Below are 12,519 nucleotides of genomic sequence, written 5' to 3'. Positions count from 1 at the left end.
GAAAAACCCGACAGATGGTGGTGTGAAGATGCTGGGAATCGGTGCAAGCTTTGAAGCAAACACCCGAATTCGATGCCCGCGCGGAACCTCCTTGCAGGTCTTCATGCCCGGTTCGGTGGCCGCGCTGGTCGCCATCGCGTCATGCGCAGGGGCAGACCCGTGTTGCGGGGTTCCTCAGAGCCGCGTGCCGTTGAGCTGTCGTTCGGCAGTCCCAAGCCCGCTGAACTAAGCCCGGCTTCGGAGCTTGGAACCGTGGCCGTGGCTGATGCGGCGATCAGCACCACCAGTGCGATCGATGCGGCTTCGATTGCGTCTGAACTGGCAGAAGCCGCTGCACCCGTGCCCTTGGCACCGGTGGCTGAGAGACCCATTGAGGACGCGTTGCTCTCAGGGCTCGGCAGTGGCCAGAATCCAGCTCCGGCTGTGGCTGGATCAACCAGTGATCCGGGGCTGACCCCCAAGCCATCTGCTTCTGGCAGCAATGGGCGATCCGGCGCGGATGCTGCACCTGGCGCGGATGCGCCTGGAGAGGGCAGTTCTGTAGAGAACCGAAATGAAGAGGGTGCCGCTGTTGCCGATCCCGATACCCCAGGAAACGGCACTACAGAGCACGATGCTGGAGCGGATGGCCCGTCCGATCTGCCAGCGGGTCCTGTTGATCAGCCGCCAGCCGATCTGACACCGGTTGATGAGCAATCGGTGGATGAACCACAGGTCGCTGAGGCACCTGTTGATGCGCCAGCGTTGCTGGAGCCGGTGCCGGCGGCGTCAGAACCTGAATCCGAACCGCCCAGCGCTGAGGCGGCGCTCCCAGCACCGGATTCGGAGAACCAGGAGCTGGAGAATTTGGAGCTCCAGAACACCGTGGTGGCCCAATGGAATGAGCTTGCCCTCCAGGCGATCCGCGAGGACAAGCCCGTTCCCACCGTGATCACCCGGTCGCTGCATCTTGCCCATGCCGCGATGTACGACGCCTGGGCGGCATTCGATGCCGGCGCTGCCGGCGCTTATTTCAATCCCCGACCCGTGCACCGCCGTGCCAGACGCCGCATGGCGGAGGACACCCAGGAGCGTGCCGTCAGCACAGCGGCCCATCACACCCTCTCCCAGCTGTTCCCATCTCACACCGATCGCTTTGACGGGCTGCTGGATCAACTCGGCTACGGGGCTGATGGGGGGCGTCGTAACCATGCCTCACGCGTTGGTCTGCGGGCGGCCCGAACGGTGCTGCGTCGTCGTGCCAACGATGGCTCCAACGCCCGGAATGACTACGCCGACAACTCGGGGTATGCACCGATGAATGACCCGGATGATCCCGATCTCGATCCCAATTACTGGACGCCGCTGAAGGTTCCCAATGGCTCAGCTGTGGATGAGAACGGTATTCCGATCGTGACGGAGGATCCCTCCAGTTACGACGTCCAAACGCCGCTCACGCCCCACTGGGGGCAGGTGGATCCGTTTGCGATCAGCAGTGGCCGTGATTTCAGGCCCGTCGCTCCACCGCAATTCGACGATTTCAGCCCCTACACCGATGCCCATGGAGTGGTGAGCAGCAACGACGCTGCTTATAGGAGCCAGTTCACGGAGGTGGCCCAACTCAGCGCCGCCCTCACCCCGGAGCAAAAGGTGATCGCGGAGTACTGGGCGGATGGCCCCAACAGTTCAACTCCGCCGGGCCACTGGAATGAGTTCGCTCAAGACATCGCCCTGCGGGAGGACCACGGCCTTGAGCAGGACGTGAAGTTGTTCTTTGCCTTGAACAACGCCCTGATGGACACGGGCATTGCGATCTGGGATGCGAAATATGCCCACGATTACGTCCGTCCGCAGACGGCGATCCGCTACCTCTTTGCAGATGAGGAGATCGCGGCCTGGGGCGGGCCCAACCAGGGAACCCAGATGATTCCCGGCAGCACCTGGCAGCCCTATCAAGATGTCACTTTCGTGACCCCGGCCTTCCCCGAATACACCTCAGGGCATTCCGGGTTTTCCTATGCAGCCGCTTCAGTGCTGGAGGCCTTTACCGGTTCGGATCGGCTTTACGACGGCATCAGCCGCGGCGCGCAAGATCTGGATCGTGATGGACAGCCGGATCTGATCGGGTCCTACAGCACCGATACACTGGCCTTCGAGCAGTACGAAGGCGAACCGATTTCCCTGCAATGGGACACGGTTTGGGATGCGGCTGCTGAGGCCGGTCGTTCACGCCTGTATGGCGGAATCCATATTCAGGATGGCGATCTGCGTGCCCGGGCTATGGGGAAGGCGGTGGCTGAGGTGGCCTGGCAGGCGAGTGAGGCGTTGTTCACCGCCAAGCTTGGCAGGCGGCCGCGTCGTCGAGGTCGGTCAGGACGTGCAGCACGAAATCATCTGCTTGAGCCGGTGATTCAGAGCGTTGAGTCAACCCTTGATGGTGCATTGACAACAGCATCAGATGGATTGTTGGCTGCCTCTGATGCATTGAATGCAGCTTTGAATCTCAGCCAAAGTGTGGAGAATTTTCTGAATTAATCATATTTTTTGCTCCCCTTCATCTGACGTGTTTTTTGTCCAACCACGTCAGATTGAGGATGTGCTGATCACTCCTATCTGTGAATCTTGTGATGTCAGGCGGTTTGCTTGTCGCTGCATTTCCGGGTTCTGTTATGCCTTCGTTCTTTGATTTGATGGCTGAAAGCAGCCAATATCACTCCCGCTCATCCAAAATAACGGAAATCTCTATTGAAGAGCAGGAGGTGGTGGATTCCATCTCCAATGAATTGATCATCAGTGGTTTGCCGATGAATGTGGCAGGTGATGTGTTGGCCTTCGCTGGTGGTTTTGGGTTCCGTCCCCGCGGAGGACGCGGCGGCAGGGGAGGGCGCGGCGGTCACCACGGCGGCCGTGGCCATCACCACCATCGTGGAAACCCTCTGGGAGACCATTCGGCAGAACACTTTGCATACCAGGGTGGTGTGCATGGGGGCGGGCCGTCCGAGCAGGCGGTTGGCGGCAGCGGACTGGAGGATGTGTTGCCGGTTGAACCGGTGGCTGTTGATTTGGCTGATGATTTGCTTGTTGATCAGCCGTTGGCGCCGGTGATTGCACCTGAGCCAATCGACGTTGTTGAGGTGGATGTTGCTGAGGGGATTGATCCGGCTGAGGCTTTGAGTCCGGAGTCTCCGGCGCTGGATCAACCAGACGAGGCGTTGGTGGCGCTACTGGAGGATTACGAGGGTGAGGAGTTTGAGGTGGATCCAGAGGATCTCGGTGAGGTTCTTGATGAAATTGATGATCCGGCAGTCGATCAAATGGTTAATGGTGGCAACACGCTCACCCTTGCCCAGGTTCAGCAGTTGTTTGAGCTTTACTTCAACACCATCAACAACACCACGATCACTGAGAACACCACCAATAACACCTATGTCGATAACAGCATCAACCAAAGCATGGTGGTCAATGACAACAGCGTGAACAATATCAATATCGACAACAGTGTTTCGAATCTTGTTGATAACTCAGACAACAGCGTCAACGATTTTTCGAACACAACCATTCAGGATTCGTTTAATTCCATCGTTGATAACAGCGTCAATCACTTCCAGCTCTCCAGCTACAACGTCTCGCTCGATGGCATGATCAGCGGCGATCGCGAGCGTGGCCGTGAGGCGGTACGCGGGACCCAGGACGACGATTTGATCGAGGCTGGCCCTGGCAAGGATCGTCTGATCGGGCGCCGAGGTGCCGATAGTTTCGTTTTCAACGATGCGGATGGCTGCGGCCGTCGCCAGGCCGATCAGATCCGCGATTTCCGTCCCAGGCAGGGGGATCGGATCCTGCTGGATTCCGATGAATTTGGCGGTGATGGAAGTGTTGGTGTGGCTGAAAACCGTCGCGATTTCAGACAGCTGAAACGCGAGGGCGATGTTGATTTCCTCTATTACCAACCCAAGGGAAACCTCTATTACAACGAAAACGGTAGTGAGGGCGGCTTCGGTGAGGGTGGCTTGCTTGCAGCCCTCAAAGGCTCTCCAACCCTCACCGCAGAGCAGATCAACTTGATCTGATGATCTGATTCGGGGTTAGCGAGGCTTCCGCCATCGGCACCGCTTCCTGAATGGAGGCGGTGTCTTCGCGATGTTTTTTCTGAGCGTTTTTTTCAGGACAGTCTCCTCAGCAATCTCTCAGAGAATCCTTCAGAAGCACTTCAGCGCTGCTCAGGAGATCAAGAGATGCTGTTCCTGGGAGAGATCCCTTCAATTTGCCCCCGGAACCTGTGACCCCGCTGACACCCCGCGAAAGCGATGTGCTCCTGCTGATCTGCGCTGGACTGTCCAATCGTGAAATTGGGAAAACGCTGCATATTGCAGAAACCACGGCCCGCGATCACGTTCATTCCCTGATCCGCAAGATGAATGCCCGCAACCGCACGGCCTGCGCGGTTGAAGGTATCCGCCGCCAACTGGTCAGCTGAGGGAGTGTTTCTCGATCAAGCCACAAGCCTCAAGCCACAAGCCACGAGGTTTCTGCCGTGAACCACGCCAGGGTGTATTTGCTTTTAGGGGCACGCGCTTCCGGAATCGCGAGCCAGAATTGTGTTAGGGGCCATGGCCGGATGAGTCAGTACAGCGCGATAGCCCCAACGGAGCGCTTGCCGGAGTGGCTGCGCCGCCCGATCGGTGCAGCTTCAGAACTCGAAACCGTGCAGTCGCTGGTCAAACAGAACCGATTGCACACCATCTGTGAGGAGGGGCGCTGTCCGAACCGCGGCGAGTGTTACGCCGCGGGAACGGCCACGTTTCTGCTGGGCGGATCGATCTGCACCCGCAGCTGTGCGTTCTGTCAGGTCGAAAAAGGCCGGGCACCGATGGCGCTTGATCAAGAGGAAGCCGAGCGTGTTGCCTCAGCCGTGGAGTCGATGGGCCTGCGTTACGTGGTGTTGACGGCCGTCGCTCGGGATGACCTGGCCGACCACGGGGCCTCGCTGTTCACCACAACGATGGCGGCGATCCGTGCACGCAATCCTTTGATTGCCATTGAGGTGCTCACTCCCGATTTCTGGGGTGGTGTGCGGAATCCGGAGAAGGCGCTGATCGCTCAGCGCGAGCGGCTTTCCACGGTGCTGGCTGCCCAGCCGGCCTGCTTCAACCACAACATCGAAACTGTGGAGCGTCTGCAAAGGGAGGTGCGTCGCGGGGCCACCTACCGCCGATCGCTCGATTTACTGGCCGCAGCTCGGGATCTGGATCCCTCGATTCCCACCAAATCCGGCTTGATGCTCGGCCTTGGTGAGCACCGGGATGAGGTGATCGAGGCGATGCGTGATCTGCGATCGGTTGATTGTCAGCGCATCACCCTTGGCCAATATCTGAGGCCTTCGCTTGCCCATATCCCAGTAGCTCGCTACTGGACTCCTGAGGAGTTTGATCGGTTGGCCGATGTGGCCCAGGATCTTGGTTTTGCGCAGGTGCGCAGTGGGCCTTTGGTACGCAGTAGCTATCACGCTGCCAATCCAAGCTGAACCTATGCGTTGGCCCTCATGTGTTTTGAGAGGTTGATCAGATCTCCTGACTGGCGCGAGAGCGTTTCCAGCGATCTGTCATTCGCAGCAGAATCTCCTCGCAGCAGCCCGTCATCAAGGCACCGGCTCCCCCCCAGATCAGCCGCAGTGGCAGATCCCACAGGGCTGCTTCCACCTCTCGAACGGACCTGAACCCCCGTTGATGGAAATAGCGCACCAAACGCCGGTGCTGCCGGTCGTCATCACGAATGGCCAAAAGGCGTGCGGAGCGGCATGGGGTTGCTTCGATCGCCCAGGCCATTGTTGCCGCCCAGATCAGATCACCAACGCCGATGGGACCGTTTGGCAGCACCCGCATGGTGTCGAGTTGTAACCCATGGCTGGTGGCGTAGGCCCATGCTTTCATCTCGCCAAGCAGGCGCAGGCGGGAATCGCCAATCGGCTTGGCCACCGCCAACCGCAGGCTCCACAACCCCAGTGGACGACCGACCTGGAGCCGAAGCAGCAAACCCTGCTCCCTGGCTTGCCCTTCCAGTTGATCCAGCCGCACAAGTCTTGAGGTCAAAGGTCAGTTCAGGACTGTTGTTGTGAGGGGTGTGTACGCCCATGGAACACCATCCTCGACATGACCAATCGACGTCAATGGCGGAGCGTTGTGGTCGTGCGGAGCAGGACAGCAAGTTCGCTGGATCGCAGGCTGCAATGGAGCACTTCACTTCTGATCAAGCCTGGATCAGCGTTGCCATGGAAGGAAAAGCCGAACAGTTTCAGCACCAGGCGTACGGCGTTTGTGTTCGTGAATCCGTGTTGAGGCAGGTTTCAGCGGTTCGCCGATTTGCGGCACATGCGAATGTCATGGGCTTCCATCAGAGCCGTTGTTTGACTCAATGTGCGATTTGGGCATCGCTCGCTTAATTGCTTGAGGAGTCGGCTCGACCAGGCGGTCGGTTCCTGTCGTGATGGAGAGGGGAGCAAGTGCAGCGGCCTCAAACGACCAACACGTCATAGAGCCCCTGAGCAGTTGTGCAACCCCTAAACTGTCCTAAGAATTCTTGCGTTGTCTTAGGTTGTATCGCTTGAGAGTTGCCCCTGTCTGGTATTAGCAGCTTTGGCCTTGCGCTCGCCTCCAGCAGCATTGTTTTGATCCGGTGATCAAGTCCTGAACGGAGCCACCTCACGAACTGCCTTGAGGGGCAGTGCGCCGTAAAGATGAGGGAAGAGATCCCCCGTAGGAGCTGCATCCGCTCTGAGTGGTGCGTTCACAAGCTTGGGATCAATCTCCAGCAGCAGCACGTCACCGGCATCGCTGTAAAACCGTTCGTACGTGCCCAACAACTGCTCTTCCCAAGAGCAGTGAATGAAACCCACCTGCTCCAGCCTCAGCCCGCGCGTCGAGATGCGATAAGCACCATCTCGGGTTGCGGTGCGCCAATCGGCCTCAAGGGCCAGATGAAACAGGGGTTGAGTTAGCGGCACCGCGATCGCATCTGCTGGAAAGTGCGGTTGAGCGCCGGCAGGATCCCAGGGGTCAGCACGCTGCATTAACCGTTCGAAAAGAGGGTCTTCTAGGAAACGCCGCAACCAATTGCGTAACGGCTTGAGCTGGTCGTCGTGGTCGAACCCTTCAGGATTAGCGATGCGCCATTGACGCACGAACGGCCAAAGGGCTCCATCCGCCAGCGAGGCTCGATCGCTCAAAAGCCAGCCGTGCTGATCGATTTGGCGACTCCATTCCCGGAGGATGGCGAGCCCTGCCCGTTGATGGGTCTCGGTTGTCTCGCCGGGGTAGCGGTCGGTGTACTTAAAGCGGTCGAGATGATGCTTGAACGGGCCATCGTTCTCGGCGATCAAGGTTCCGCTGTCGCGGTTTTGCAACAGGCCGCGTGGATCAGCCTGTGCCAATGCCCAGTGCATGACCTCAAGGCTTTCGTCAATCACCCTGCCATCGCCCAAAACCAGTACGGGAACGGTTCCTTTTGCTGAGGCCTGGAGCATCTCTGCCGGTTTGTGCTTCAGGGCTACCTCGCGCCACTGCACCAGCAGTCCCGCTTGCAGCAAGGCCCAGCGAGCCCGCATGGCGAAGGGGCAACGGCGGAAGCTGTAGAGGACAGGCAACTGCGTCATGGGGCCGCTGTCCAGAGGCGCAAGCCCCTGTCCCGTTCCGTCTGGTCAGGGGAGGGCAGCACTTGGATGGTTTGGGCGTTCGCCGGGCGTCGTCCGTCAAAGCTGCGGAAGCCCCAATCCATCAGCAACTGCTGTTGGGCATCACTGCGCAGAAAGCGGATGAAACTGACTCCGTCGGCGGGGCGACCGTCGGCCTTCCCTTCCAGCACGGCAGCCTCCAGGACTGTTTCATAGCTGGGGTCTGGAGCCAGGACGGTGTATGGAGAACCTTGGCGTTGGCGCGCCTCGTCAATCCGGCTGAGGGCGATGCTTTCGTAGACAAACGCCACGTCTCCGTCATTCGGGCCCGTTGCAATGAATTCCCGCAGCAAAATATCGGTCGAGCGTGGTGGTTGATAAAGAGCGCGTCTCCAGAGGTCAATCGCCTGATCCCCGCCCTGGGACCGAAGCCACAGGAGCATCGCCAATTGGCCGCTGTTGGATCGGGCTGGATCCGTCGCCCGAAGATTGAACCTGCCCCAGCTCTCCTGCCCCCCCAGATCTTTCCAGTTGCTTTGCTCCAGGGCCTTCTTCAAGGCGGCCCAGCGAAATGGACCTGTTCCGAACAGGGCTGTGGCGCGTTCCGGCCAGCTCACGGCCACAAGCACGGTCCGTGCGATCGGTTCGGGATCGCTTAGGCCGGTATCGGTTTGCTGGCGGCTCAGGCGTTCAGCGAGCCCGCGCAGCAGTTCACCACTGGCAGGAATAAGAACACGCGGCCGATCGGCTCTCGTCTCCATCGCCTGGTTCACCATGTCCTGACTGCCCTGCACGCGCCACACCAGGTCGATGTCGGGATGGGCCTGTTCGAAACGGGTTTCCAGATCCCGCATCGGCTGCTCCAGTTCCGACCCCACCGCGACGGAAAGACTGCGGCGGAAGGGGGACCAGGGCACGGCGGCCAGCGCAACCGAAGCCGCAAGAATCGCCAGGGATAGAACCCTCCGCTGGGAGAGGTTGAAGGGCATCTTGGATGTCAATCACTACTGATTTTGCTTGGTTCGGTCACACTGCGGGTATCGAGACCAGCACGATGCGTTTCTTCGTTTTCGGCACGGCAATTTCAGGACTTCTGCTCAGCAGCTGTGGGCAGGTTCTCCCTGGAGTTGAAGTCACCGCGCTCGTTGGCAGCGCTCTGTCTGATGTTTGCAACCAGACCGCTGATCTTGTGGTGAGGGAGCAGTTGAAACTGTCGGATGGAACGGTGATCGGGTTGAACTGCCGCGCCATGGGCAGTGGGGATGTGGTGACGGAGATGGTGGAAACAGCCCAGGCGGTGAAAAGTGGTCAGCGGCCGGTGGATGACCCCACCATCCCCACCTTGATCTCCCTTGATGGAGACCTGGAACAGGACCAGCTGCGTTATCAGGTTCAGGTGATTGAACCAAAGCAGGAGTGGATCCCAGCTCCCACGGATAGCCCGGCGTTCGCTAGCTCTCCGATGGTTTTGATGACAACACCTGCAATTGCGAAGGGTTTGAAGGGATTGCCAGATCCCTTTACAACCTTGACGACGGCCACCAACCATCGAGAGCTCGATCCGAGCGCAGATGATCTTCCGATTCGATTTGTCCATACGGCTCCAACCCGTTCCAACAGCGGGTTGCAGACCTTGGTGGCTCAGTTTGTTGCCGTGAGCGGGAAACCCGCTGAATCGCTCACCCTTGATGACGTTCGCGCCAACACACCAAAGGTGGAGGCGATTCAGAGCAAGATCACCCGCTATGGCGCTTCTACTGGTGGTCTGGCCAAAGCGATGGTCAACAACGGCCCCTTCTGGGCTTCAATCGGATCGCTTTATGAGTCGTTGGTTGTCAGCAGCAATTTGAATCGCTCGGCTGGCCAGGAGCAATACGTGGCGGTTTATCCGAAAGCCACCTTCACCAGCACCATGCGGCTGATTCTTCCTCAAGCACCCTGGGTGTCGGAGCGTGAGCGAGAAGCCGCTGAAGTGTTGATGGCGTTCCTCCTGGAAGAGCGTGTGCAGCGTCTTGTGGGAGAGATCGGGTTACGTCCGGCCAATCCAGCTGTGAAGTCCAATCAGATCACCAAAGCCAATGGGGTGGATCCAAAGGCGCGTTATGAAGCGCTGCGATCACCCAAGCCTGAGGTGGTCCAGGCCATGATGCAGGCCTGGTTGGATGTGGCCAAAAAACCATCGCGCGTTGCGATGGTGGTGGACAGTTCCGGCTCGATGAATGGAGAGAAGATTGCTGCATTGCAGAACAGTCTGCGGCTGTATCTCAATCAATTAGGCACTCGGGATGTCGTTGCACTGATTGATTTCGACAGCGAGGTTCGCAACCCTGTCGTCTTGGATGGCAAACCGGAAAGCAAAGCGAAGGGACAAGCATTTGTTGCCGGTTTGGTCGCTGATGGTGGAACGCAACTCCACAACGCTGTCCTCGCTGGTCGTGATTGGTTGGCCAGCTCTGGCAAGGCCAATGAGATTCGTGCTGTCGTTGTGCTGACCGATGGGCAAGACAGCGGAGCCGGAGCATCTCTTGATCAGTTACTTCAGGAACTGCGTCGAACTGGCTTTGAAAGTGATGAACGTATTGCAGTGTTCAGTGTGGGCTATGGCGAGAGCGGCAATTTTGATGCCACAACACTGCAGGCCTTGGCTGAAGGCAACGGTGGTGAATTTGTTCAGGGAACACCGGAAACGATTCGCGATCTGATGAACAACATGCAGCTGTCCTTCTGAACACAAAAAAGCGACCCATCCCTGGGTCGCTTGCGCTGGTCAGAGCGTTGGTGATCAGATCAAATCCAGTTCTCGCGCATGGCCTGGTGGGACACGCCGTGGGAGTAAGCAATGCCCCTGTACATCAATTGGCTCGTGTGAGCCGGCTTGAGGGACGCACGATTGCCGCGATACTTGAGCTGGACTGCGGCGCTGCTACCCGCAACTCCATGACGCTCAAGTTCAACACCGCGATAGCGAAGCGTGGACATAATGTTCTCCGAAGCAAGCTCAGGTCCCCGTTCCATGGCCTGAGTCGAACTGCGCCTCACAAACGGTGAGGTGAACGTTGGTTGTAGATCAACTACTACAAAAATTTAAACCCTCGGGATCCTTCCCTGGCGTTCATAGTGATACATGCCTGCATGCAAAGCAGCTGAGCGTCAGAACATGCTTACGACGTTGTTGAAGCAGGGCAAAACGAGGCGTGTACAGATCGATATGGGGATCCATTGCACCTGGCCTGAATCGCAATCTGCAACTTGAATCAACACCGGCCTGGATGCATCGGCGTCAGCCGCGTCGATTTGGATGATCCATCCCAGCCACCAATCCGTTGAATTGTTTGGATCCGATCGTCCATTCGGTTGCACGAGCACCAGATCTCCCTCTTTGAAATCAAGAAGTGCGGATGAGTCATTGGTGACAGCATGCATGATGAGACAGGCGATTGGTTTGTCTCTCACTCCCCGAGAATCCGCCGAAGGCAGCCGTTACTTTTGTTTTAGGTCAGGACAGGCTGTGTGCAATCAGCAGATTGTCCTAGCTCCATGGCTTTTTCGTGAATTTGATCACTCAAGATCTCCCGCCCGCTGGTGCTGAAATCACGGTCTGGACAACAAAAAAGCCAGCAGTGACTGCTGGCTGGGTGATGGGGTGGCTGAAATTTACCTGGCAGGTTTTGCTACTGCAATGGTTTTTGGGTGATAAGCCCGATTGCATGGCTGATCACTCTGCACGTGTCTGCAAAGTGTCAATCAATGAAACATTGAGCCGTTATGGAAATCCGATTGCTTGTAGTGGATTTTTCAAGTTGAAAAAAATAATGCCACTACAATCTCGTCAAGGCCGGGTGATGGGGATCTCTCGGATGCTGCCTCCTGTCATCGGGGGCTTTTTTTTCAATTTCAGCATCATCCCCGACCAGAATCCCGTTTCATGCATGCTTGCGCCAGGGCAGACGTGCAGCTGAATGACCGGCACCACAACCCTGGTGTAGTCCCTCCTAAGTGGTTTGTCGGGCACTGTGTATGAGGCGTTACCCGCCCTTGATTGACGTTGATCTTTCTGTTGAGCGAGAGTGTGTTTAAGCGATGCATTCCAGCGGGCCAAGAAAGAACGAATGGTGAGCCGTTCCCTGGTGAAGAAGCTCCCTATTGCAACCAAAGGTGTTCACCCATCCCATGCACAGGTCCTGGGATGAAAAGGGCTGTTTCAAGCCGCTGTCAATGATGGAGTCGTCAAACCCAGCCGTTGATGTCCCGGGTTGATGCTGAAGGGACGTTGTGATGTGCATCTTGAGCGCAGGCAAGACCTGCAATCAGCAGTTCAAGGCAATGTCTTACGAAGAAAAAACGCTGCTGCTCTCCCAAGCGTTTAGTCGCGATAAGGGGGAGCCAAGCTTTGTTCGGTGCGGCGATCAACTTGACATCGTGATCGCAGCACATTCGTATTCAGCGAGAAATTCAGTTCCAGTTGTGGGTCGTTTTCTGAGCCAACGATCGATGATCTGGGATCGTGACCGATTCGATTGGATGTAGGCCCAGAGCTTGATTGGTTGGGTTGGCGCTCGCTGGAATGCTTGGAGCTCAAAGATGCCCTACCTGGCACAGCTAATCCTGTTGATCCTGCTTGTCACGCTTGTGCGATTTGGTGGGCCTGCGATGCCACTCTGCTCTGAGATTCAAGTTTGAAAGGTTACCGCTTTGAAACCATGATCGTGGCCTTGCTGAAGACCCCTGGAAACGCTTGTCGCCACTGGGTTTTGAAATGTCATGGCCAATAGATGCTCCAGCTGGCATTCACTCAATTGGCGCGCCAGCTCTCCGTATACGGCAAGATTTTTGGCCATAACAAATCATTGGATGCATTGATTTCTGTTGACAAC

13 protein-coding genes are annotated in these 12,519 nt (G+C 57.5%); 7 read left to right on the top strand and 6 right to left on the bottom strand.

Features of this window, described 5'->3' with window-relative positions; all coding sequences use genetic code 11:
- Positions 1–72: 72 nt before the first annotated feature.
- The 4 genes from SIB64_RS12625 to lipA all read left to right on the top strand — a co-directional run bounded on the left by SIB64_RS12625 (position 73) and on the right by lipA (position 5,503).
- Positions 73–2,514, top strand: coding sequence for a DUF6851 domain-containing protein (locus SIB64_RS12625; protein ID WP_413440548.1), 2,442 nt, complete (start codon positions 73–75; stop codon positions 2,512–2,514).
- A 155-nt stretch (positions 2,515–2,669) separates the two neighbouring features.
- On the top strand, positions 2,670–4,049 hold the full coding sequence (locus SIB64_RS12620) for a hypothetical protein (RefSeq protein ID WP_413440547.1): 1,380 nt from the start codon (positions 2,670–2,672) through the stop codon (positions 4,047–4,049).
- Between the two features lie 194 nt (positions 4,050–4,243).
- Positions 4,244–4,456: a response regulator transcription factor gene (locus SIB64_RS12615; RefSeq protein ID WP_413440546.1), complete on the top strand. Its 213-nt coding sequence runs from the start codon at positions 4,244–4,246 to the stop codon at positions 4,454–4,456.
- A 141-nt stretch (positions 4,457–4,597) separates the two neighbouring features.
- Positions 4,598–5,503, top strand: coding sequence for a lipoyl synthase (gene lipA / locus SIB64_RS12610; RefSeq protein ID WP_413440545.1), 906 nt, complete (start codon positions 4,598–4,600; stop codon positions 5,501–5,503).
- Positions 5,504–5,540: 37 nt separating this feature from the next.
- Here the strand turns inward: lipA and SIB64_RS12605 are convergent, their stop codons facing one another.
- Positions 5,541–6,068, bottom strand: coding sequence for a hypothetical protein (locus tag SIB64_RS12605; RefSeq protein WP_413440544.1), 528 nt, complete (start codon positions 6,066–6,068; stop codon positions 5,541–5,543).
- Positions 6,069–6,109: 41 nt separating this feature from the next.
- Here SIB64_RS12605 and SIB64_RS12600 point away from each other — a divergent pair, with 41 nt between their 5' ends.
- The gene (locus SIB64_RS12600; RefSeq protein WP_413440543.1) at positions 6,110–6,418 is read left to right on the top strand and encodes a hypothetical protein; all 309 of its coding nucleotides are present in this window, start codon (positions 6,110–6,112) and stop codon (positions 6,416–6,418) included.
- A gap of 237 nt (positions 6,419–6,655) precedes the next feature.
- On the opposite strand, the gene SIB64_RS12595 is transcribed toward SIB64_RS12600, so the two are convergent.
- Both SIB64_RS12595 and SIB64_RS12590 read right to left on the bottom strand, forming a co-directional pair.
- Positions 6,656–7,627: a DUF952 domain-containing protein gene (locus tag SIB64_RS12595; protein ID WP_413440542.1), complete on the bottom strand. Its 972-nt coding sequence runs from the start codon at positions 7,625–7,627 to the stop codon at positions 6,656–6,658.
- Positions 7,624–8,634, bottom strand: coding sequence for a substrate-binding domain-containing protein (locus SIB64_RS12590; protein WP_413440541.1), 1,011 nt, complete (start codon positions 8,632–8,634; stop codon positions 7,624–7,626). Before SIB64_RS12590 ends, SIB64_RS12595 begins: the two co-directional genes overlap by 4 nt.
- 5 nt (positions 8,635–8,639) lie before the next feature.
- On the opposite strand from SIB64_RS12590, the gene SIB64_RS12585 reads away from it, so the two are divergent.
- On the top strand, positions 8,640–10,373 hold the full coding sequence (locus tag SIB64_RS12585; RefSeq protein WP_413440540.1) for an extracellular solute-binding protein: 1,734 nt from the start codon (positions 8,640–8,642) through the stop codon (positions 10,371–10,373).
- A 59-nt stretch (positions 10,374–10,432) separates the two neighbouring features.
- Here the strand turns inward: SIB64_RS12585 and SIB64_RS12580 are convergent, their stop codons facing one another.
- Both SIB64_RS12580 and SIB64_RS12575 read right to left on the bottom strand, forming a co-directional pair.
- Positions 10,433–10,660 (bottom strand): hypothetical protein, encoded by a 228-nt coding sequence (locus SIB64_RS12580; RefSeq protein ID WP_413440539.1) that lies wholly within the window; start codon positions 10,658–10,660, stop codon positions 10,433–10,435.
- Positions 10,661–10,795: 135 nt separating this feature from the next.
- The gene (locus SIB64_RS12575) at positions 10,796–11,098 is read right to left on the bottom strand and encodes a DUF3104 domain-containing protein (protein WP_413440538.1); all 303 of its coding nucleotides are present in this window, start codon (positions 11,096–11,098) and stop codon (positions 10,796–10,798) included.
- 95 nt (positions 11,099–11,193) lie between these two features.
- On the opposite strand from SIB64_RS12575, the gene SIB64_RS12570 reads away from it, so the two are divergent.
- Positions 11,194–11,604 (top strand): hypothetical protein, encoded by a 411-nt coding sequence (locus SIB64_RS12570; RefSeq protein ID WP_413440537.1) that lies wholly within the window; start codon positions 11,194–11,196, stop codon positions 11,602–11,604.
- A gap of 114 nt (positions 11,605–11,718) precedes the next feature.
- Here the strand turns inward: SIB64_RS12570 and SIB64_RS12565 are convergent, their stop codons facing one another.
- Positions 11,719–11,943, bottom strand: coding sequence for a hypothetical protein (locus tag SIB64_RS12565; RefSeq protein WP_413440536.1), 225 nt, complete (start codon positions 11,941–11,943; stop codon positions 11,719–11,721).
- Positions 11,944–12,519: the final 576 nt, after the last annotated feature.

Source organism: Synechococcus sp. MIT S1220, from assembly GCF_047303025.1.
Taxonomy (GTDB): Bacteria; Cyanobacteriota; Cyanobacteriia; order PCC-6307; family Cyanobiaceae; genus Parasynechococcus.
Note: the sequence above shows the minus strand (reverse complement) of the source record. Positions and strands in the feature narration are given on the sequence as shown.

Coding starts and splice junctions, on each gene's coding strand:
- SIB64_RS12590 (WP_413440541.1), bottom strand. CDS start 8,634: ATGCCCTTCAACCTCTCCCAGCGGAGGGTTCTATCCCTGGCGATTCTT.
- SIB64_RS12585 (WP_413440540.1), top strand. CDS start 8,640: ATGTCAATCACTACTGATTTTGCTTGGTTCGGTCACACTGCGGGTATC.
- lipA (WP_413440545.1), top strand. CDS start 4,598: ATGAGTCAGTACAGCGCGATAGCCCCAACGGAGCGCTTGCCGGAGTGG.
- SIB64_RS12580 (WP_413440539.1), bottom strand. CDS start 10,660: ATGGAACGGGGACCTGAGCTTGCTTCGGAGAACATTATGTCCACGCTT.
- SIB64_RS12625 (WP_413440548.1), top strand. CDS start 73: ATGCCCGCGCGGAACCTCCTTGCAGGTCTTCATGCCCGGTTCGGTGGC.
- SIB64_RS12595 (WP_413440542.1), bottom strand. CDS start 7,627: ATGACGCAGTTGCCTGTCCTCTACAGCTTCCGCCGTTGCCCCTTCGCC.
- SIB64_RS12600 (WP_413440543.1), top strand. CDS start 6,110: ATGGAACACCATCCTCGACATGACCAATCGACGTCAATGGCGGAGCGT.
- SIB64_RS12620 (WP_413440547.1), top strand. CDS start 2,670: ATGGCTGAAAGCAGCCAATATCACTCCCGCTCATCCAAAATAACGGAA.